Annotated in this window: 13 protein-coding genes and 2 tRNA genes; 14 read left to right on the top strand and 1 reads right to left on the bottom strand. The window is 63.4% G+C overall.

What is annotated here, in order from left to right; all coding sequences use genetic code 11:
- Positions 1 to 6 precede the first annotated feature (6 nt).
- From dnaA to L1F31_RS00055, 11 genes are all read left to right on the top strand, one after another.
- Positions 7 to 1,692: a chromosomal replication initiator protein DnaA gene (gene dnaA, locus L1F31_RS00005; RefSeq protein WP_265418700.1), complete on the top strand. Its 1,686-nt coding sequence runs from the start codon at positions 7 to 9 to the stop codon at positions 1,690 to 1,692.
- Positions 1,693 to 2,270: 578 nt separating this feature from the next.
- Positions 2,271 to 3,410, top strand: coding sequence for a DNA polymerase III subunit beta (gene dnaN / locus L1F31_RS00010; protein WP_265418701.1), 1,140 nt, complete (start codon positions 2,271 to 2,273; stop codon positions 3,408 to 3,410).
- Positions 3,411 to 4,547 (top strand): DNA replication/repair protein RecF, encoded by a 1,137-nt coding sequence (gene recF / locus L1F31_RS00015; protein ID WP_265418702.1) that lies wholly within the window; start codon positions 3,411 to 3,413, stop codon positions 4,545 to 4,547.
- Positions 4,544 to 5,056 carry a DciA family protein gene (locus L1F31_RS00020; RefSeq protein ID WP_265418703.1) on the top strand — a complete coding sequence of 171 codons (513 nt, stop codon included), beginning with the start codon at positions 4,544 to 4,546 and terminating at the stop codon, positions 5,054 to 5,056. Before recF ends, L1F31_RS00020 begins: the two co-directional genes overlap by 4 nt.
- A gap of 240 nt (positions 5,057 to 5,296) precedes the next feature.
- Complete coding sequence (gene gyrB / locus L1F31_RS00025; protein ID WP_265418704.1) at positions 5,297 to 7,294, top strand: DNA topoisomerase (ATP-hydrolyzing) subunit B; 1,998 nt, start codon at positions 5,297 to 5,299, stop codon at positions 7,292 to 7,294.
- A 140-nt stretch (positions 7,295 to 7,434) separates the two neighbouring features.
- Positions 7,435 to 9,996 carry a DNA gyrase subunit A gene (gene gyrA / locus L1F31_RS00030; RefSeq protein WP_265418705.1) on the top strand — a complete coding sequence of 854 codons (2,562 nt, stop codon included), beginning with the start codon at positions 7,435 to 7,437 and terminating at the stop codon, positions 9,994 to 9,996.
- The gene (locus L1F31_RS00035; protein WP_265418706.1) at positions 9,993 to 10,865 is read left to right on the top strand and encodes a DUF3566 domain-containing protein; all 873 of its coding nucleotides are present in this window, start codon (positions 9,993 to 9,995) and stop codon (positions 10,863 to 10,865) included. The genes gyrA and L1F31_RS00035 overlap by 4 nt, the downstream gene beginning before the upstream one ends.
- Before the next feature lie 154 nt (positions 10,866 to 11,019).
- Positions 11,020 to 11,093 (top strand) — tRNA-Ile (locus tag L1F31_RS00040).
- A gap of 171 nt (positions 11,094 to 11,264) precedes the next feature.
- Positions 11,265 to 11,337 (top strand) — tRNA-Ala (locus tag L1F31_RS00045).
- 587 nt (positions 11,338 to 11,924) lie between these two features.
- Positions 11,925 to 12,749: a nucleotidyltransferase family protein gene (locus tag L1F31_RS00050; RefSeq protein ID WP_265418707.1), complete on the top strand. Its 825-nt coding sequence runs from the start codon at positions 11,925 to 11,927 to the stop codon at positions 12,747 to 12,749.
- Complete coding sequence (locus tag L1F31_RS00055; RefSeq protein ID WP_265418708.1) at positions 12,742 to 12,948, top strand: hypothetical protein; 207 nt, start codon at positions 12,742 to 12,744, stop codon at positions 12,946 to 12,948. The genes L1F31_RS00050 and L1F31_RS00055 overlap by 8 nt, the downstream gene beginning before the upstream one ends.
- 116 nt (positions 12,949 to 13,064) lie before the next feature.
- Here L1F31_RS00055 and L1F31_RS00060 read toward each other — a convergent pair whose 3' ends face one another.
- Entirely contained in the window at positions 13,065 to 13,658 is a 594-nt protein-coding gene (locus L1F31_RS00060; RefSeq protein ID WP_265418709.1) for a CHAP domain-containing protein, read from the bottom strand.
- A gap of 178 nt (positions 13,659 to 13,836) precedes the next feature.
- On the opposite strand from L1F31_RS00060, the gene L1F31_RS00065 reads away from it, so the two are divergent.
- From L1F31_RS00065 to L1F31_RS00075, 3 genes are all read left to right on the top strand, one after another.
- Positions 13,837 to 14,760 (top strand): endo alpha-1,4 polygalactosaminidase, encoded by a 924-nt coding sequence (locus L1F31_RS00065; protein WP_265418710.1) that lies wholly within the window; start codon positions 13,837 to 13,839, stop codon positions 14,758 to 14,760.
- A gap of 249 nt (positions 14,761 to 15,009) precedes the next feature.
- Positions 15,010 to 16,458, top strand: a complete 1,449-nt coding sequence (locus tag L1F31_RS00070) for an MDR family MFS transporter (RefSeq protein WP_265420473.1) — start codon at positions 15,010 to 15,012, stop codon at positions 16,456 to 16,458.
- 125 nt (positions 16,459 to 16,583) lie between these two features.
- Positions 16,584 to 19,127: an excinuclease ABC subunit UvrA gene (locus L1F31_RS00075; protein WP_265418711.1), complete on the top strand. Its 2,544-nt coding sequence runs from the start codon at positions 16,584 to 16,586 to the stop codon at positions 19,125 to 19,127.
- Positions 19,128 to 19,137: the final 10 nt, after the last annotated feature.

The following is a 19,137-nucleotide window of genomic DNA, read 5'->3' on the forward strand; positions in this document are numbered from 1 at the left end:
TTGACGGTGTCGAACTCCAAGAATGAGCTCATCAGCCGCTGGCGCACGGTGGTCTCAACCCTGGATCAGGACCCGGAACTCACGGCTCATCAGAGGGGATTCCTGTCTCTCGCCGTACCGAAGGCCCTCGTGGACAATGCCCTCGTCCTCCTCGCAGTGCGTGACGAACACACCCGGCGCACCATTGAGACTCGACTCCTCGGCCCTCTGACCAGGGAATTTTCGAAGGTCCTCGGTTTCGACGTGACCTTCGGCTTCGTCGTCGATCCCGAGCTCGACGTGCCGATCAGGTTCGAAGATCTCATCGGCGAACCGACACCGGGACCTCAGGTGCCCATCGATCCGGTCACGTCCACCTCGGCGACGGGCGGCCCTGCCCCGGTGCAGGAACAGCAGCCGGCCCCTCATACTCCTACTCCGCAGGCGAATCCGCAGACATCGGGCGCCGAAGCGTCCGCCGACCGGGGATCGGCACCTGCAGCCCACGCTCACCAGGACTACGGTCACCAGACCGACCACCACGAACCGCCGGCACCGGCGCAGGCGCAGTCGGCACAGAACACCTCGGGAATGACCGAGCGCGAACTCAAGATCGCCGAGGCGACCGCCGCCCCCATGGTTCCGCCCGTCGACGCTCCCGGTGTCGCCCAGCTCAACCCGAAGTACACCTTCGACACCTTCGTCATCGGCGCATCGAACCGCTTCGCCCATGCGGCCGCCTTCGCCGTCGCCGAGGCTCCGGCCAAGGCCTACAACCCCCTCTTCATCTATGGAGATTCGGGACTGGGCAAGACCCACCTGCTCCACGCCATCGGCTATTACGCCACTCAGCTCTTCCCGGAGATCCGCGTCAAATACGTCTCGAGCGAAGAGTTCGTCAACGACTTCATCAATACGATCGGGTCGTCGAAGACATCGAATGCCCTGCGCCCGGCCTTTCAGCGGCGCTACCGTGAGGTCGACATCCTCATGATCGATGACATCCAGTTCCTGCAGGGCAAGGATGCCACCGTCGAAGAGTTCTTCCACACATTCAATGCTCTCCACAATGAGGCCAAACAGGTCGTCATCACCTCCGACCAGCCGCCGAAGATGCTCAAGGGCTTCGAGGAGAGGCTGCGCTCCCGCTTCGAATGGGGTCTGCTCACCGACGTGCAGCCGCCCGATATGGAGACCCGGTTCGCGATTCTGCGTCGCAAGGCAGCCGCCGAGCAGCTCGACGTCCCCGATGACGTCCTCGAATACATCGCATCCCGCGTCTCGTCGAACATCCGCGAGCTCGAAGGCGCTCTCATCCGCGTCACCGCGTTCGCGAACCTCAACGATCAGCAGATCGACGTCTCGCTGGCAGAGACCGTGCTCAAGGACTTCATCACCCAGGACGACACCCCTGCCGTGACCGCCGCGGACATCATGGGTCAGACCGCCGCCTACTTCAGCCTCACCCTCGATGACCTGTGCGGGACCTCCCGCTCACGGACCCTGACCACGGCTCGTCAGATCGCGATGTACCTGTGCCGCGAGCTCACCGACCTCTCCCTGCCGAAGATCGGCCAGGCGTTCGGCGGCCGCGATCACACGACGGTCATGCATGCGAACAAGAAGATTCGAACTCAGATGGCCGAGCGACGTGCCGTCTACACCCAGGTCACCGAACTCACAAACCGCATTAAACAACAGCATCGCCTATAGAACGCGGTATACACATCTGTGGATAACCTTGGGGACAATTGCTCACAGCTGGGGACAAGGCGGTGGACAGAAGTGCTGTGCGGGTGGAAAGATGTGAACTACATGCTTGTGTTTACCCAAGCGCCCACCGACTCCCACGTCGTGGTGCACAAGGCATCCACAGGTCCATAAGCGGATGGATCCCTTGACTGCTCAGGGGTAGACAGCACTTGTCCACAGTCTCCACAGGTGCTGATACTTCTACCAAGTGAATTCAACTCTTAAGAGGGCGACCGCCACCGCCTGCTCCGCTCGGCTTTCGACGAGCTGTGAGCACAGCCTCGAGGGTGATGCTGAGGCGGAGAATATTCGAACACAGGATCTCGATCGATTCTCGAATCCGAGATTCACGTTTCGCTGCCCGTTTCCGCTTGGGCTCAGGCACTTTCGGCACTGCCTTCCGATCGACTCTGCTGAGGTGGTCATTCATCCGATAGGCTGTGTAAAGTTTTCCGAGCAGTATCGAGCCTGTGCCCTGCGGCCCGGAGTCTTGAGCCAGATGCCCCGAGCAGGTCGGGTGGCCACCCCGAAGGAGTAAAGTGAACGCGGAAGCATCCCCCTTGAAGTTCAAAGTCAATCGCGACGTTCTTGCCGACGCGGTGACCTGGGCGACCAAGACTCTGCCCAACCGTCCTTCCGCTCCGGTTCTCACCGGCATCCTCATCACCGCTGAAGCCGGAGGCACCGTTCGGCTGGCCGTCTTCGATTACGAAGTCTCCTCCCGAGTCGAGATCGCAGCCGATGTCGTCTCCGCCGGCACAGTGCTCGTCTCCGGACGACTGCTGGCTGACATCTCCAAGGCTCTGCCGAATCAGGAAGTCACCCTCGAGCAGATCGATGCGAAGGTCGACGTCACCTGCGGGTCCTCACGCTTCTCACTGATGACGATGCCCGTCGCCGAGTACCCTGCACTGCCGCAGGTTCCCGACGACTCCGGAACCGTGTCCGCCGGCGAATTCCAGAACGCTGTCTCACAGGTCACGATCGCGACGTCGAAGGACGACACCCTGCCGATCCTGACCAGTGTCCGCGTGGAGATCGAAGGCGAGAAGGTCACCCTGCTCGCCACCGACCGGTACCGCCTGGCCGTCCGCGAATTCACCTGGAACCCCGGTCGCCCGGACGTCTCGGCCGTCGCACTGCTGCGCGGCCGCACCCTCTCCGACGTGTCGAAGTCCCTCGGCGGCGATGTCACCATCGGACTGAGCACCGACGCCGGCAAGGACCTCATCTCGTTCACTTCGGCCGGCCGAGTGACCACTTCGCTGCTCGTCGAGGGCGAGTACCCGAAGGTCCGGTCGCTGTTTCCCGACTCGGTGCCGATCCACGCCATCGTGGAGACCGCGGTGCTGCGCGAAGCCGTCCGTCGTGTCTCACTCGTGGCCGAGCGCAACACTCCGCTGCGGTTCGAAGTCACCGACGGAATGCTCACCCTTCACGCCGGAACCGGTGACGACGCTCAGGCTTCCGAAGCGGTCGAAGCGACCCTGCAGGGTGACGAGATCACCGTCGGCTTCAACCCGCACTACATCGCCGAGGGCCTCGCAGCCGTCGAGAGTCCCTATGTGAACTTCTCCTTCACACAGCCGATGAAGCCGGTCATCATCTCCGGGCAGAAGGAACTCGACGGATCGGCCGACGAATCCTATCGATATCTGCTCATGCCCACGCGCATCTGAATGTGGATATCCCGACTCTCCCTGCGTGACTTTCGGTCGTATCCGGAACTCGACCTCGAGTTCTCTCCCGGAGTCACCACCTTTGTGGCGGACAACGGGACCGGAAAGACCAATATCGTCGAGGCGATCGGGTACCTCGCACACCAACGCTCCCACCGGGTCGCGTTCGATGCACCCCTGGTGCGTGAGGACCGTCCCGCCGCAACGGTGTCGGCCCTGGTCAATCGGGACCAGCGTCATGCCACCGTCGAAGTGACGATTCAGGCCAAGGGCGCCAATCGGGCCCGCGTCAATCGCAGCGCCGTCAAGCTCAAGGACATCCTCGGGCTCGTGTCCTGCGTCGTCTTCGCGCCTGAGGATCTCAGCCTGGTGCGCGGTGAACCCGCCGAGCGCCGATCATGGATCGACACCCTCGTCGTGGCCCGCAATCCGCGGTTCGCCTCGATCATCACGGACTTCGAACGTGCCCTCAAACAGCGCAACGCACTGCTGAAGAGACTCCGGGAAGACCGTGATCCGGGCCTCGAGGCGACACTGGACATCTGGAACATGGCCTATGCCGATTCCGCGTCCGAGCTGGTCTTCGGCCGGCAGCGGATCCTCGCCGACATCGTGGCTCCGCTGCAGGAGAACTTCGCCTATATCGCCGCAGATGCCCGGCTCGAGAGGCAGGGTGCGCACATCTCCTACGATTCGCGCATCGACTACTCCCGGTCCGCCTCCGCAGCCGAATGCAGAGAGCTGCTGCTCGAAGCCCTCGATCGGCGGCGCACTGCGGAGATCGAACGCGGACTCACACTGCACGGCCCCGGACGCGACGACCTGTCGTTGCGCATCGGTTCACATCCGGCCAAGGGCTACGCCTCCCACGGGGAGACATGGTCGCTGGCCCTGGCCATGCAGCTGGCCGGATGGGATCTGCTCTCCGCCGATGCCGGCTCCGCCGCCGAACAGCCGATCCTCGTCCTCGACGACGTCTTCGCCGAACTCGACACAGGAAGGCGCAGTCGGCTGGCGACTCGCGTCGCCGCCGCCGAGCAGGTCTTCATCACCGCCGCCGTCGATTCGGATCTGCCCGAAGGGCTCGAAGGGACTCGGATCGATGAGTCCCGACTGCTGCAGGACACCTCATCGTGAGCGGAATCAGCCGAGACTTCTCGACCCCGGTCGCCTCCCTCGAAGCCCTCGACAGGGTTCGACGCATGGAGGTCACCGAAGCGAAGTTCGTCCGCAGCCGCCGCCGTTCCCGCCTCCGCGGAGAGGTCGTGTACTCGGGCTCCGGCAAGGACGGACGTGACCCGAAGTCAGTGTCGTCCGTGCTCGGTTCGCTCATCTCCGACCGCGGTTGGACCTCCTCCCTCGACATCGGCAAGGTGCTCGGTCGGTGGCCCGATCTCGTCGGCCCGCAGGTCGCCCAGCATGCGACCCCTGTCGACTTCTCGCCGCCCCTGCTCGTCATCGCCGCCGATTCGACGACCTGGGCCACCCAGCTGCGCGTCCTCAAACCGACGATCCTGCGCCGCCTCGAAGAGGGACTGGGTTCGGCGACGATCACGGAGATCGAGATCAAGGGACCGCAGGGACGCAGCTTCAAACGGGGCCGACGCTCTGTGGTCGGCCGCGGACCTCGCGACACGTTCGGGTGAAAGGGCCCGGCCGCCTCGGCGAACGGGTCGCCGGGACCGACGAGAACCTGTGCGGAACCCGCAGCAGGTGGGAAGAACACAGAAGGCCTTAAACGGCCATAGCCGCTCCCTTAGGTGTCCGGGGGTACATCTGCGGTCCGAAAATTCGGGAAATCCGCCTTCACAGGCCGCTTACGGGCATTTCAGCGTGCGGCGCGGTAGAATGGGGAGCTGATAGCGACCATCCGAACAAGGAGTCACATGACGACCGAGGATCAGCCTCATTATGATGCCGGCGACATCACGGTACTCGAAGGTCTCGAGGCAGTCCGGAAACGACCCGGCATGTACATCGGTTCGACCTCGGAACGTGGTCTCCACCACCTCGTTCAGGAGATCGTCGACAACTCGGTCGACGAGGCGATGGCCGGCTACTGCGACCATATCGAGGTCACGATCCTCGCCGACGGCGGTGTCCGCGTCACCGACGACGGCCGCGGAATGCCCGTGGCCATGCACCCGACCGAGGGCAAGCCGACCGTCGAGGTGATCCTCACGATCCTCCACGCCGGCGGTAAGTTCGGCGGCGGCGGCTATGCTGTGGCCGGCGGTCTCCACGGTGTGGGTTCGACCGTCGTCAACGCGCTGTCCGAACGGCTCGAGGTCGAGGTCAAGCGCGACGGCTACGTGTGGAACATGGACTTCGTCCAGGGTGTGCCCACCGGCGAACTGCAGCGCGGTGAGGTGAGCGACGAGACCGGGACGACCGTGACCTTCTGGCCCGACGGCTCGATCTTCGAGACCACGGACTTCTCCTACGAGTACCTGCGTGCCCGTTTCCAGCAGATGGCCTTTCTCAACAAGGGCCTGAAGATCAGCCTCACCGACGAACGCCACAACGAGGTCGATGACGATGACGTCCAGATCGACGAGGACGAGGCAGACGAATGGAAGCCGCGCACCGTCACCTACCGCTACGAGCACGGCCTGCTCGACTACGTCGAGTACCTCAACTCGTCGAAGAAGGCTGATCTCGTCCACCCCGACGTCATCGTCTTCGAAGCCGAAGAGGGCGAACAGATGCTGTCGCTCGAGATCGCGATGCAGTGGACGACGTCGTACAACGAATCCGTCCACACCTATGCAAACGTCATCAACACCCACGAGGGCGGCACTCACGAAGAGGGCTTCCGCACCGCACTGACCTCGCTGGTCAACGCGTATGCGAAGGAACAGAAGCTGCTGCGCGAGAAGGACCCGAACCTCACCGGCGACGACATCCGCGAGGGCCTGACCGCGGTCATCTCCGTCAAGCTCGGCGACCCGCAGTTCGAAGGGCAGACGAAGACCAAGCTCGGCAACTCCGAGGTCAAGGGATTCGTCCAGCGCGTCGTGCGCGACGAACTCGGCCACTGGTTCGAGTCGAACCCGGCGCAGGCCAAGGACGTCGTCCGCAAGGCCCTGCAGGCCTCCCAGGCCAGGATGGCCGCACGCAAGGCGCGAGAAGCCACCCGCCGCAAGGGACTGCTCGAGTCCTCGGGCATGCCCGGCAAGCTCAAGGACTGCCAGTCGAAGGACCCGACGATCTCCGAGGTGTTCATCGTCGAGGGCGACTCGGCCGGCGGCTCGGCCACGCAGGGCCGCAACCCGAACACGCAGGCGATCCTGCCGCTGCGCGGAAAGATCCTCAACGTCGAGAAGGCCCGTCTCGACCGGGCCCTTGGCAACAATGAGGTGCAGGCGATGATCACCGCCTTCGGCACCGGCATCGGTGAGGAATTCGACCTCGAGAAGCTCCGCTACCACAAGATCGTCCTCATGGCCGACGCCGATGTCGACGGTCAGCACATCACCACACTGCTGCTGACTCTGATCTTCCGGTACATGAAGCCGCTCATCGAACACGGCTACGTCTACCTCGCCACTCCGCCGCTCTACCGGATCAAGTGGTCGAACGCAGCACACCAGTTCGCCTACACGGACAAGGAACGCGACGGCCTGCTCGAGACCGGTCGGGCCGAAGGCAAGCGCCTGCCCAAGGATCTCGCGATCCAGCGCTACAAGGGTCTGGGCGAGATGAACTACGAGGAGCTGTGGGAGACGACGATGGACCCGGATCATCGCCTGCTCAAGCAGGTCTCCCTCGATGACGCGATCGTCGCCGATGAGATCTTCACGGTCCTCATGGGCGATGACGTGGATTCGCGTCGCCGGTTCATCCAGGAGAACGCGAAGGACGTCCGCTTCCTCGACATCTGATCATCCACCCTCACCGGGGCCCCGCCTCGGTGAGGGTGAGAGGTCGGATGCCTCGACCCCATTCTTTGAACTCATCAATCGCCGTCGCATCCGGTTGACAGCCAACCGGACACGGTCAAGACACAAGGGAAGAGCCTACATTGGCCGACGAGTACGATATCGGAACAGAAACCAACCGGATCGAGCAGGTTGATCTCAACCTCGAAATGCAGAGGTCATACCTCGATTACGCGATGAGCGTGATCGTCGGACGTGCCCTGCCGGACGTCCGCGACGGACTCAAGCCGGTCCACCGTCGCGTCCTCTACGCGATGTTCGACGGCGGCTACCGCCCCGACCGCAACTTCTCGAAGTGCTCCCGTGTCGTCGGCGACGTCATGGGCCAGTACCACCCGCATGGTGACACGGCGATCTACGACGCCATGGTCCGCCTCGTGCAGCCGTGGACGATGCGGTATCCGCTCGTGGCCGGTCAGGGCAACTTCGGTTCCCCCGGAGACGACGGCGCGGCCGCCCCCCGTTACACCGAGTGCAAGATGGCGCCCCTGGCCATGGAGATGGTCCGGGACATCGAAGAGGGCACCGTCGACTTCCAGGACAACTACGACGGGCGCAACCAGGAGCCCATGGTCCTGCCGTCCAGATTCCCGAACCTGCTGGTCAACGGCTCCGCGGGCATCGCGGTGGGCATGGCCACGAACATTCCGCCGCACAATCTGCGTGAAGTCGCTTCCGGTGCGCAGTGGCTGCTGTCGCACCCCGAGGCGAGCAAGGAAGAGGCCCTCGAGGCGCTCCTCGGCCTCATCAAGGGACCGGACTTCCCGATGGGAGCGACCGTCCTCGGGCGCAAGGGCATCGAAGACACCTACCGCACCGGTCGCGGCTCGATCACCCAGCGCGCCGTCGTCGAGGTCGAGGAGATCCAGGGCCGCACCTGCCTCGTCGTCACCCAGCTGCCGTATATGGTCAATCCCGACACTCTGGCTGCGAAGATCGCCTCCTACGTCAAGGACGGCAAGGTCGCGGGCATCGCCGACCTGCGCGACGAGTCCTCGGGCCGCACCGGTCAGCGCCTGGTCATCGTGCTCAAGCGCGATGCCGTGGCCAAGGTCGTGCTCAACAACCTCTACAAGCACACCTCGCTGCAGGAGAACTTCTCCGCGAACATGCTTGCGCTCGTCGACAGCGTGCCGCGCACGCTGAGCATCGATTCCTTCCTGCGCCTGTGGGTCAAGCACCAGATCGAAGTCATCGTCCGTCGCACGCAGTATCGTCTGCGCAAGGCCGAGGAACGCGCCCACATCCTGCGCGGCTACCTCAAGGCCCTCGACGCCCTCGACGAGGTCATCGCCCTGATCCGCCGGTCCCCGTCCTCGGACGAGGCCCGGACCGGTCTGATGGAGCTGCTCGAAGTCGACGAGATCCAGGCCAATGCGATCCTCGACCTGCAGCTGCGCCGTCTGGCCGCCCTGGAACGATTGAAGATCCAGGAAGAGGCCGACAAGATCGAAGCCCTCATCGCCGAGTACAACCACATCCTCGCAACGCCGTCGCGCCAGCGGGAGATCGTGTCCGAGGAGCTCGACGAGATCGTCGAGCGCTACGGTGACGACCGCCGGACGAAGATCCTCGCCGGCTTCGACGGAGACGTGTCCATCGAGGACCTCATCCCCGAAGAGGAAGTCGTCGTCACCATCACCCGCGGCGGCTACGCGAAGCGGACGCAGACGCACCTCTACCGGGCACAGCGCCGCGGAGGCAAGGGCATCAAGGGCGCACAGCTGCGCGGCGACGACGTCGTCGAACAGTTCTTCGTCACCTCGACGCACAACTGGCTGCTCTTCTTCACGAACACCGGTCGCGTCTACCGGGCGAAGGCCTACGAGCTTCCCGAGGGCTCACGCGATGCCAAGGGCCAGCACGTGGCGAACCTGCTCGCGCTGCAGCCGGGTGAGACGATCGCGAAGGTCCTGTCCATCCGCGACTACGAGGAAGCCGAGTTCCTCATCCTCGCCACCCGGTCAGGTGTGGTGAAGAAGACCCGCCTGAGCGAATACGACTCGAATCGCACCGGCGGCGTCATCGCCATCAACCTGCGCGAATACAAGGGGCAGCCCGATGAGCTGGTTTCGGCCCGCATCGTCGGTTCCGACGACCATCTGCTGATGATCTCACGCAAGGGCATGTCGATCCGCTTCGCCGCAGATGACGAGTCGATTCGTCCCCTGGGCCGTGTGACCGGCGGCGTCACCGGAATGAAGTTCAAGGACGATGACGAGCTGCTGACGATGGACGTCGTTCAGCCGGACACCTATGTCTTCGTCGTCACCGAGGGCGGATACGCGAAACGCACCCCCGTCGATGAATACCGTCTGCAGGGTCGTGGCGGTCTGGGAATCCGGGTTGCCAAGATCACCGAACAGCGCGGAGACTTGGTAGGCGGGCTCATCGTCGAAGACGGTGAAGAGGTCCTCGTGGTCATGGAGAAGGGTAAGATCGTTCGGTCGAGCATCGACGAAGTTCCTGCGAAGGGACGCAACACCATGGGTGTGGTGTTCGCGAAACCGGGCAAGAAAGACCGTATTATCGCAGTGACCCGTGGTCCCGAGTCCGAGGTCGACGACGAAGATGAAGACGATGCCGAAGTCCCGGAAGGTGAGGTCGCAGAGCCTCAGACCGGCAACGAGGATGTGGAAGAGTGAGCGATAGCAAGCAGCCAGGCTCAGGGAAGATCATACGCACGTCGAGCGGTTCGACCCGTCTGACGGCGGGATCGTCGAAGAACGATGCGAAACCGACCGACTCGAGCGGCTCCGGACAGGGTTCGGGTGCGAAATCGGCATCGCCCGGTCAGGGCGGTTCCGGTCAGAGTTCGTCCAATCAGACCTCGTCCAATCAGACCTCGCAGAACACCACTGTCGTCGCACCCCCGGCGCCGAAGACCTCGCCGAAGCCCGGCCGGGTTCCCTCGACGGGTTCGGGACCGACTGCACACACCGGATCCCAGGGATCGGGTGCAGCCGGGTCTCAGGGAACCGGTGCCCAGGCAACCGGGTCTCAGGGTGCCGGCTCCCAGGGATCGGGCGGCGGAAACCGCACGGCCACCTCGGTGATGGGAAACGCCGCGAACACCGTCCGCGCCAGCTCCGGCAGCGTGAAGATGGGTGTGAAGAATATGGTCGACAGCGGCAAGGGCAAGAAGAAGAAAGGCCCTCGCACCGTTCGACTCACCGTCTCCGCGGTCGACCCCTGGTCGGTCATGAAGATGTCGTTCCTCATGTCCGTGGCGATCGGCATCGCCACCATCGTCGCGTTCATCGTGCTCTGGGTCGTGCTGCAGGCGACCGGCGTGATGAGCGGCCTCGAATCGACGATGAGCGAACTCGCCGGTGCTGAATCGGCCGAGCGCATCATCGGCATCTTCGGCTTCGGCCGAGTCGTGGCCGCAGGCTTCATCATCGCGGTCATCAACATCGTCCTGATGACGGCGCTGTCGACCTTGGCAGCGTTCATCTACAACATCGGATCGCTCATCGCCGGCGGCTTCAGCCTCACCCTCACCGACGACTGACCCGAATTACTACCCGACGGCGCCCCAGCACTCCAGCGAAAGGTTGCTGGGGCGCCGTCGGGTAGTTCGGAGGGTGTGAGACGAGTCACTGGGTTCCGATTTGTGTTTGTCGGCAGGGGTTGGGTATCGTTTTACTTCGGGTTCACCCCGATAAGGGCCTATAGCTCAGGCGGTTAGAGCGCTTCGCTGATAACGAAGAGGTCCCTGGTTCAAGTCCAGGTAGGCCCACGTCCTCTCCTTTGAGGATGACCTTTCGAGGAGGATCATGAAGAGATGGATTCTCAGCGGTCTCACTCTTGTGGGACTGGGAGTATTCTTCCGGTGGCGGAAGCAGAATCAATCTGCTCAAGCCGAATGGTCCGAACACACCGATTCGGTGTGAGGGTGAGAACCCATTTCGGGGGTATGGCGCAATTGGTAGCGCATCTGCTTTGCAAGCAGAGGGTTAGGGGTTCGAGTCCCCTTACCTCCACTCGAGTAGTTTTGAGACAGCACTCGTAACACGAAGGCTCCGAACCATTGCGGTTCGGAGCCTTCGTCGTTGCCGGGCAGGACCCGCGGCTGTCTCTCTCCATATCCTTTCTCGATCCCGTTTCGGGTTTCAGTCTTCGTCGACGATGCACCCACAATCTTGCGAATTTTGAGCGCGCAGTTACAGCACAGAATCGGCCCTGTGTCCGTCGTTAACCATTCGATTGTCCCCTTAGGCACGGAAGAAGCCCTGAGTAGCACGCCACCTTTCTAGGAACGTACACGCGTGAAATTCGTGCCCCGTTTGGCCAGTCGCATGATGGGTGGAATCCGAGTCACGCGTATACGTCGGTGATTGCGGAGTGCGATCCCGTCGGCCGATTGGACCCGGATCTTCCTCGACTTCCTGTCTAGAGATATCTTATGATTTCTGGTCTGGCTCGAGTCCAACAGGAATATACGAAGCAAAGTATCCGATTTCAGCCAGAGGATGAGTGGGTAACAAGCGAAGTGGCCCTATGTGGGATCGTCGTTCTGTAGCCAACCATTGTGTTACTGAAGTGGCGCATCCGGAGATATAGTTGCCGAATGTCTACCCCTTCACGTCTGGAATCGCCAACATGGTCCCAGAACGATCTCCGAGCCTTGGGGAAAGCCCTACGGGATGGGACGGTACCTCCAGGCAAAGCGCCGGAATACGAAGATGTACTCGTCTGGTATCTCGATTTCGCTGGTGACGTATTGCAACATTTAGAAAGCCTCGACTGGTCACCTTTGGGGCTTACAGCTGCTCCAGGCACATCTCGTCCAAAGACTATTGGTACCTTGATCGAGAAGTTGCAACGGAATCACTCGACTCCACTGCAAAACGTGGGAGATCTGGCAGGCGTGCGCATCGACGCCGACATGATCCTCTCAGTGCAGACGGCTTTTGCCGATTCGGTTAAGGAGATAATCGGCGACGAAGTTGGCGATGAGAATGTCTTTGTCAAGGATCTTCGAGATGGCGAGCACAGTGGGTACAGGGCCGTTCACGTGTTGGCGAAATACCCCGCTGGGCGTTGCGAAATTCAGCTTCGCACTCGATTGCAGAGCGCCTGGGCGAACGCTTACGAACTTCTCGCGATGATCGTCGGCCGTGGGATCCGATACGGTGAGTTGCCCGAGGAGGCATCAGCTCGAAAGCTTGTCGACTCCATGCAAGAGCAGTCACAGCAGCTCGCGAAGTTCGAAGCACATGTCGACACCCTTGGCCATCTGTCGCAATTTTCCGAGAGTGTCGAGGACGCAACGCGCGAAATTTTGAAATCTAAGTACAATGACAACAAGAAGACTGAGGAGTCGATCCTGCAAGCGCTAAAAGAAACTGAGCGTATTCTTCTCTCTATGGTGAAAGGCGATCGTGATGACTAAGTTCGTCCTCGCATATAACAAGCGCACTGCCGAACTTGACGTGCTCGAACGGTTTGGGAAATCCAAAGATGCTGTTCGGCGGCGGATGCAGCTTGCGGAAACTCATGTGGGGTCCGAATGGGAGCTCGCCGTGCTGACAAGTCAGGATGAAGACACCCTTCGCTCAACCCACCAACGCTACTTTGCGGCTAGTGCCTAACGGTCCTCCACGACGTCCGGAACTAGTACGACGGAAACCACCCCACTCAACTTCATAGGAAGCTATGTGGGGTGGTTTTCTTCAGTCACGACCGTTTCACTGGGTCCGAAAGCGCATCAGGCTCGCCAGTAGCCCAGGTAGCCGTCGATGAGACCGTCATAGGTGTGCAGGCTGCGGTCGCCGTTGAAGTTCTGGTGCCACACCTTGCCCTCGTAGTAGATGCCGATATGGCCGTAGGCGGTGGTGTTCGCCCCGTCGCCCCAGACGAGGATGTCCCCGTTCTCGAACTTCTGGTCGGTGTGCCAGGTGAAGCCGTTCTTCTTCATCTCCTGACCACCGGAGCCGCCGGCCTGGTAGTCGACGGCATTGCCCCACGCACCGTGGTCGACGCCGTGGACCTCTTCGAGGGCCCGGGAGATGAGGCTGACGCATTCGCCCTGGTACCCGCCCTGCGAGTTGGCCAGCGACTGGCCCTTGTAGTGATTGAGGAACTTCCCGATGCTCGAGAACTTCTTCTCCGCCTCCGGGTTCGCCGAGGCGGAGCCGGGCTTCGCGCTGGACGTGGACTTCTCGGCTGCTGAGCTGACCGCTGCGGCATCTTGGGCGGGAGCCGTCGCAGACGCCGAGGCGATCGTGCCGGTGCCGAGCAGTGCGGCTGCGGCGATCATCGTGACTGTCATGGTCTTCGTGATGACGTTCTTCAGAGTCATTCTCATCCGTTCGTTCCGCTTGACTGTGTGACGAGGACTGATGTTTCCAAGAGACCAGGTGCCTTGTCTCCTCTGTCGACGCTAACAGCGCTCGAGTGAACATTCGGCACGTCGAATCGAAGACTCGGTGAACTCCGCAGCGGGTCCGATGACGACCGGCGCCGACTACAGTGAGGTCATGAGACCTCGCGTACGCCGGCACCCACCGCGGTGGATGGCGACCGCCGTGATCGTCGGCGTCGCCGCAACGATGGGCGGATGCGCCGCGGATGCTTCATCATCGACGCCGGCTGAGGGGACGGTTCACTCACGGTCCGAGTCACAGTCACAGCCCGAGTCACAGTCCCGAAGGCTGTCGGACCTGTCCGCCTCAAGCGTCTTCGACTACCAGCTCGGCGGCACCTACGACTCGCTGCCGACCGGCTCGGGAACCTCTATCGACATCGTGGTCCGCGATGCCGGCGCCGCACCGCTGACCGGGGCCTACTCCGTGTGCTACGTCAACGGCTTCCAGACCCAGCCCGACGAGGCGGACCGCTGGCGCGACCACGAAGACCTGCTCCTCCACGACGCCGCCGGAAACCTCGTCGTCGACCCGGAGTGGCCCGACGAACACATCCTCGACCCTTCGACCGCAGCGCAGCGCTCACGGATCCTCGACATCATCGGCCCCATGATCGACGGCTGCGCAGACCGCGGGTTCGACGCAGTCGAGATCGACAACCTCGACACCGCCGACCGCTTCCCCGACATCGACCGGGCCGGAGCCATGGAACTCGCCGCAGCCTATGTCGACCGCGCCCACGGGCGTGGTCTGGCGATCGCACAGAAGAATGCGGCCGAGCTCACCCGCACCGCCCATGACGACCTCGGATTCGACTTCGCCGTGGCGGAGGAATGCGCCGCCTTCGCCGAATGCGACCGGTATACAGACGTCTACGGCGACCGTGTCCTCGCCGTCGAATATCCCGATACTCTCGCCGAGGCGGGGCTGTCCTTCACCGACGCCTGCACCGACCCGGATCGCCCGCCGCTGATGATCCTGCGCGACCGCGATCTCGTGGTCCCGGATGCCACGGACTACCTCTTCGAAAGATGCTGAACCGACCGTGCCCGCAGTGACGAAGATCGCCGCGGTTTCGGGTTCTCCCCACTGTCTGACGGATACGGGAATAGGCTAGTGTGAGTTGCTGTTGACAACCTTGTCTGCGCGTCGATTCGGCATCAGCGTGCGACCTCTGCCCACTTCCGGGGCCATTCAGACACATCCGAACGGAGCACCGTTTTGTCCAGCGACAGCTCACCCGCACCGGCACAGACACCCCAGCAGGAGACCATCGACCCCGCTGGCATGAAGGTCATCTGGCTGCTGCTGGTGGCCGCCTTCGTGGCGATCCTCAACGAGACGACGATGGCCATCGCCATCCCAGAGCTCAACAAGGCCCTCGGCATCCCGCCCGAGCTCGGTCAGTGGCTGACCAGCGCGTTCATGCTCACCATGGCCGTCGTCATCCCGACCACCGGCTTCCTTCTCCAACGGTTCACCACGCGCCAGATCTTCCTGGCCGCAATGATCCTGTTCTCCGCGGGAACGCTCATCTGCCTCGTTTCGCAGGGATTCATCCTGCTCCTCATCGGACGGATCGTCCAAGCCGCAGGCACCGGCATCATGATGCCGCTGCTGATGACCACGATGATGAACGTGGTCCCGGCACATTCGCGCGGTCGGATGATGGGTCGCGTCGGCCTCGTCATCTCCCTCGCACCTGCCATCGGACCGACGATGTCGGGCATCGTGCTCGATTCGCTGGGCTGGCGCTGGCTCTTCGGCATCATCCTGCCGATCGCGCTCATCGCCCTGGCACTCGGTGCGAAATGGATGACCAACCTCGGCGAATCCACGCACGCCCCCATCGACGTCGTCTCCATCGTCCTGTCCGTCTTCGCCTTCGGCGGCATCGTCTACGGGCTCAGCCAATTCGGCGGCGGCCACGGCGGCGAGTCCGGCGGCGGTTCCACGACCGGACTGGCGTGGGCGATGATCGGCGGCGGACTCTTCTTCCTCGCCCTCTTCGTGTGGCGCCAGCTCGTTCTGCAGAGGGGCGATCGTGCACTGCTCGACCTCCGCGTATTCAACTCCCGCAACTACGTCTTCTCGGTCATCATCATGGCCATCGTCGCACTCTCGATGTTCGGCACCTTCTCCCTGCTGCCGCTGTATCTGCAGAGCGTCGTCGGACTCGGTGCCACCCAGTCCGGTCTCGTTCTCCTGCCGGGTTCGGTGATCATGGGTCTGCTCGGACCGGTGATGGGTCGGATCTACGACGCGCGGGGACCGAAGACGCTGCTCGTTCCCGGCACGATCATGATCGCGTCCTCGATGTTCGCGTATTCGACGGCCGGTGTGGGCACGCCGATCTGGCTGCTCATCATCATCCAGATCGTCATGTCCCTGGGCCTGGCCGCATCGTTCACCCCGCTGTTCTCCGCCTCGCTGGGCTCGCTCGACCGTCACCTGTACTCGCATGGTTCGGCCGCGCTCAACACCCTGCAACAGGTGGCAGGAGCCGCGGGCACCGCGCTGCTCATCTCGATCTACTCCGCTGCCCTGCACTCCGGTCAGGCCGAAGGCAAGACCATCCCCGAGGCGGGCGCTCCCGGAGGCCACGCCGCGTTCCTGCTGGCGACGGTCATCGCGATCGTTCCCGTCGTCCTCGCGTTCTTCATCCGCAAGCCCGAGGATCAGGAAGATCACCCCGCCGAGGTGGTCGAACCGAGCGCCGGCGCACCCGCCGAATGACGGTCGGACCCTCGGCGGCGGCCGAATGATGCGCACCGAACCCCTCGTTCCGAATCTCCCGGAACGAGGGGTTCTGCGCTCGGCCGCCTCGGTGATCCGAGGTCCCGCCTTGGTACGGTGACCACATGACCTCCTCTGCGTCCTCGGACCCCACGTCCTCACCCGAGATCCAGCCGGACGTGCGGGTCCGCGGGGCCAGGGAACACAACCTGCGCAACGTCGACCTGAGCGTGCCCAGGGACGCACTCGTCGTGTTCACCGGGGTGTCCGGATCGGGCAAATCCTCCCTGGCCTTCGGCACTCTGTATGCCGAGTCCCAACGCCGGTACCTCGAATCCGTCGCCCCCTACGCCCGCAGGCTCATCGACCAGGCCGGGGTCCCGGACGTGAATTCGATCACGGGAATGCCGCCGGCCGTGGCCCTGCAGCAGCAGCGCGGTGGGCGCAGCGCCCGCTCGAGCGTCGGCAGCATCACAACCGTGTCCAGCCTCGTGCGCATGCTCTATTCCCGGGCGGGACACTACCCCGACGATCAGCCGATGCTGTTGGCCGAGGAGTTCTCGACGAACACCGTCGAAGGCGCCTGCCCCGAATGCCACGGGATCGGCCGCGTCTTCGACGTCCCCGAAGAGAAGATGGTCCCGGATCCGACGCTGACGATCCGGGAGCGCGCGATCGCCTCCTGGCCGAAGGCCTGGCACGGCCACCAGCTGCGTGATGTGCTCGTGGCCCTCGGCTACGACGTCGACGTCCCCTGGCAGGACCTGCCGCGCGAACACCGCGATTGGATCCTCTTCACCGAGGAAACCCCGCACCTTCCCGTCCACTCCCGGCTGACCCTGACCGAGGCGCGCGAAGCGATCGACGCCGGTGCCGAACCGACCTATTCGGGGACGTTCGTCGGTGCCAGGAAGTATGTGCTCGACACGTTCGCGAACACGAAGAGCGCCGGGATGAAGCGGCGGGTGGCTGAGTTCCTCAGCGTCGAGACCTGCCCGGTCTGCCAGGGTAAGAAACTCAAACCCGAAGCCCTGTCCGTGACGATCGCCGGGCTCGACATCGCCGCATTCTCCGCCCTGCCGCTGCACGAACTCATGACCGTGCTCGAGACCGAGGTCGCCTCGGCGAAGGCGGCGATGGACGCGGGCGAGGAATTCGGTGCTGCGTTCGTCCGCCTCGGCGAGGGACTCATCGACCGCTTGAGACCCATCAGCGACCTCGGGCTCGGGTACCTCTCGCTCGATCGGACCACTCCGACGCTGTCGGGCGGGGAGCTGCAGCGTCTTCGGTTGGCCACGCAGCTCACCTCCGACCTCTTCGGGGTCGTCTATGTGCTCGACGAGCCCTCCGCCGGCCTCCACCCGCAGGACGTCGACGCACTCATGGGCATCCTCGACGGGTTGAAGGCACGCGGCAACAGTCTCTTCGTCGTCGAACACTCCGTTGACATCATGCGTCACGCCGACTGGCTCGTCGACATCGGACCCGGCGCCGGCGAACGCGGCGGCAAGGTCCTCTACAGCGGCCCCTCCGCCGGTCTCGCAGAGGTCGAGGAGTCCGTGACGCGCGAGTATGTCTTCGGCGATCGCGGGCTCGAGCACCACACCCCGCGCGAACCACAGGGGTGGCTGCGTGTGGACGACGTCCGCCGCAACAACCTCGCCGATGTCAGCATCGAGGTGCCCGTGGGCGCGCTCACCGCCGTCACCGGTGTTTCGGGTTCCGGGAAGTCCAGCCTGGTCAGCCAGGCACTGCCCGTGCTTGTCGGCGACCGCCTCGGTGCCGGCACCGAGGCGAACGAACCCGCACCTGACGCAGATGACCTGCTGCTCGTCGACGAATCCGAGGAGCTGGCAGGCACCGTCACCGGCGACCTCACGGGCATCCGTCGGGTCGTGAGCATCGACCAGAAACCCATCGGCCGCACCCCGCGCTCGAACGTCGCGACCTACACGGGTCTGTTCGATCATGTGCGCCGCCGCTTCGCCGAGACCCCCGAAGCCAGGGAACGCGGGTACAAGCCCGGCAGGTTCTCCTTCAACGTCGCCGGCGGACGCTGCCCGACCTGCGAAGGCGAAGGCTCCGTCATGGTCGAGCTGCTCTTCCTGCCCTCGGTCTACACTGAATGCCCGGACTGCCACGGCACACGCTTCCAATCGAGCACGCTTGAAGTCCTCTGGCGGGGACGCAACGTCGCCGAGATCCTCGATATGAGCGTCGAAGAGGCCCACGAGTTCTTCACCGGAGAGTTCGACATCGTCCGCTCGCTCACCGCGCTCATCGACGTGGGCCTCGGCTATCTGCGGCTCGGCCAGCCCGCCACCGAACTCTCCGGAGGTGAGGCACAGCGGGTCAAGCTCGCCAGCGAACTCCAACGCTCCCAGCGCGGCGACACCCTCTACGTCCTCGACGAACCGACCTCGGGGCTGCATTGTGCTGATGCCGACCGCCTCGTCGCTCACCTGCAGTCACTCGTCGATGCCGGCAACACTGTCGTCATGGTCGAACTCAATATGCGCGTCGTGGCCGTCGCCGATCATGTCATCGAACTCGGCCCCGGTGCCGGCAGCGCCGGCGGACAGGTCGTGGCCACAGGCTCACCCGCCGATGTCGCCGCCACCGGTCGGGGCCCCTCGGCGAAGTACTTGGCTGCAGCGCTGCAGCAATGATGTCGCGAAG

This window comes from Brevibacterium spongiae (assembly GCF_026168515.1).
In the GTDB taxonomy this organism is placed as follows: domain Bacteria; phylum Actinomycetota; class Actinomycetes; order Actinomycetales; family Brevibacteriaceae; genus Brevibacterium; species Brevibacterium spongiae.

Bases quoted from the DNA above. Each gene is read 5' to 3' on its own strand.
- L1F31_RS00060 (WP_265418709.1), bottom strand. From the start codon at position 13,658: ATGACTCTGAAGAACGTCATCACGAAGACCATGACAGTCACGATGATC.
- L1F31_RS00075 (WP_265418711.1), top strand. From the start codon at position 16,584: ATGACCTCCTCTGCGTCCTCGGACCCCACGTCCTCACCCGAGATCCAG.
- L1F31_RS00065 (WP_265418710.1), top strand. From the start codon at position 13,837: ATGAGACCTCGCGTACGCCGGCACCCACCGCGGTGGATGGCGACCGCC.
- L1F31_RS00050 (WP_265418707.1), top strand. From the start codon at position 11,925: ATGTCTACCCCTTCACGTCTGGAATCGCCAACATGGTCCCAGAACGAT.
- gyrB (WP_265418704.1), top strand. From the start codon at position 5,297: ATGACGACCGAGGATCAGCCTCATTATGATGCCGGCGACATCACGGTA.
- recF (WP_265418702.1), top strand. From the start codon at position 3,411: ATGTGGATATCCCGACTCTCCCTGCGTGACTTTCGGTCGTATCCGGAA.
- L1F31_RS00055 (WP_265418708.1), top strand. From the start codon at position 12,742: ATGACTAAGTTCGTCCTCGCATATAACAAGCGCACTGCCGAACTTGAC.
- L1F31_RS00070 (WP_265420473.1), top strand. From the start codon at position 15,010: ATGAAGGTCATCTGGCTGCTGCTGGTGGCCGCCTTCGTGGCGATCCTC.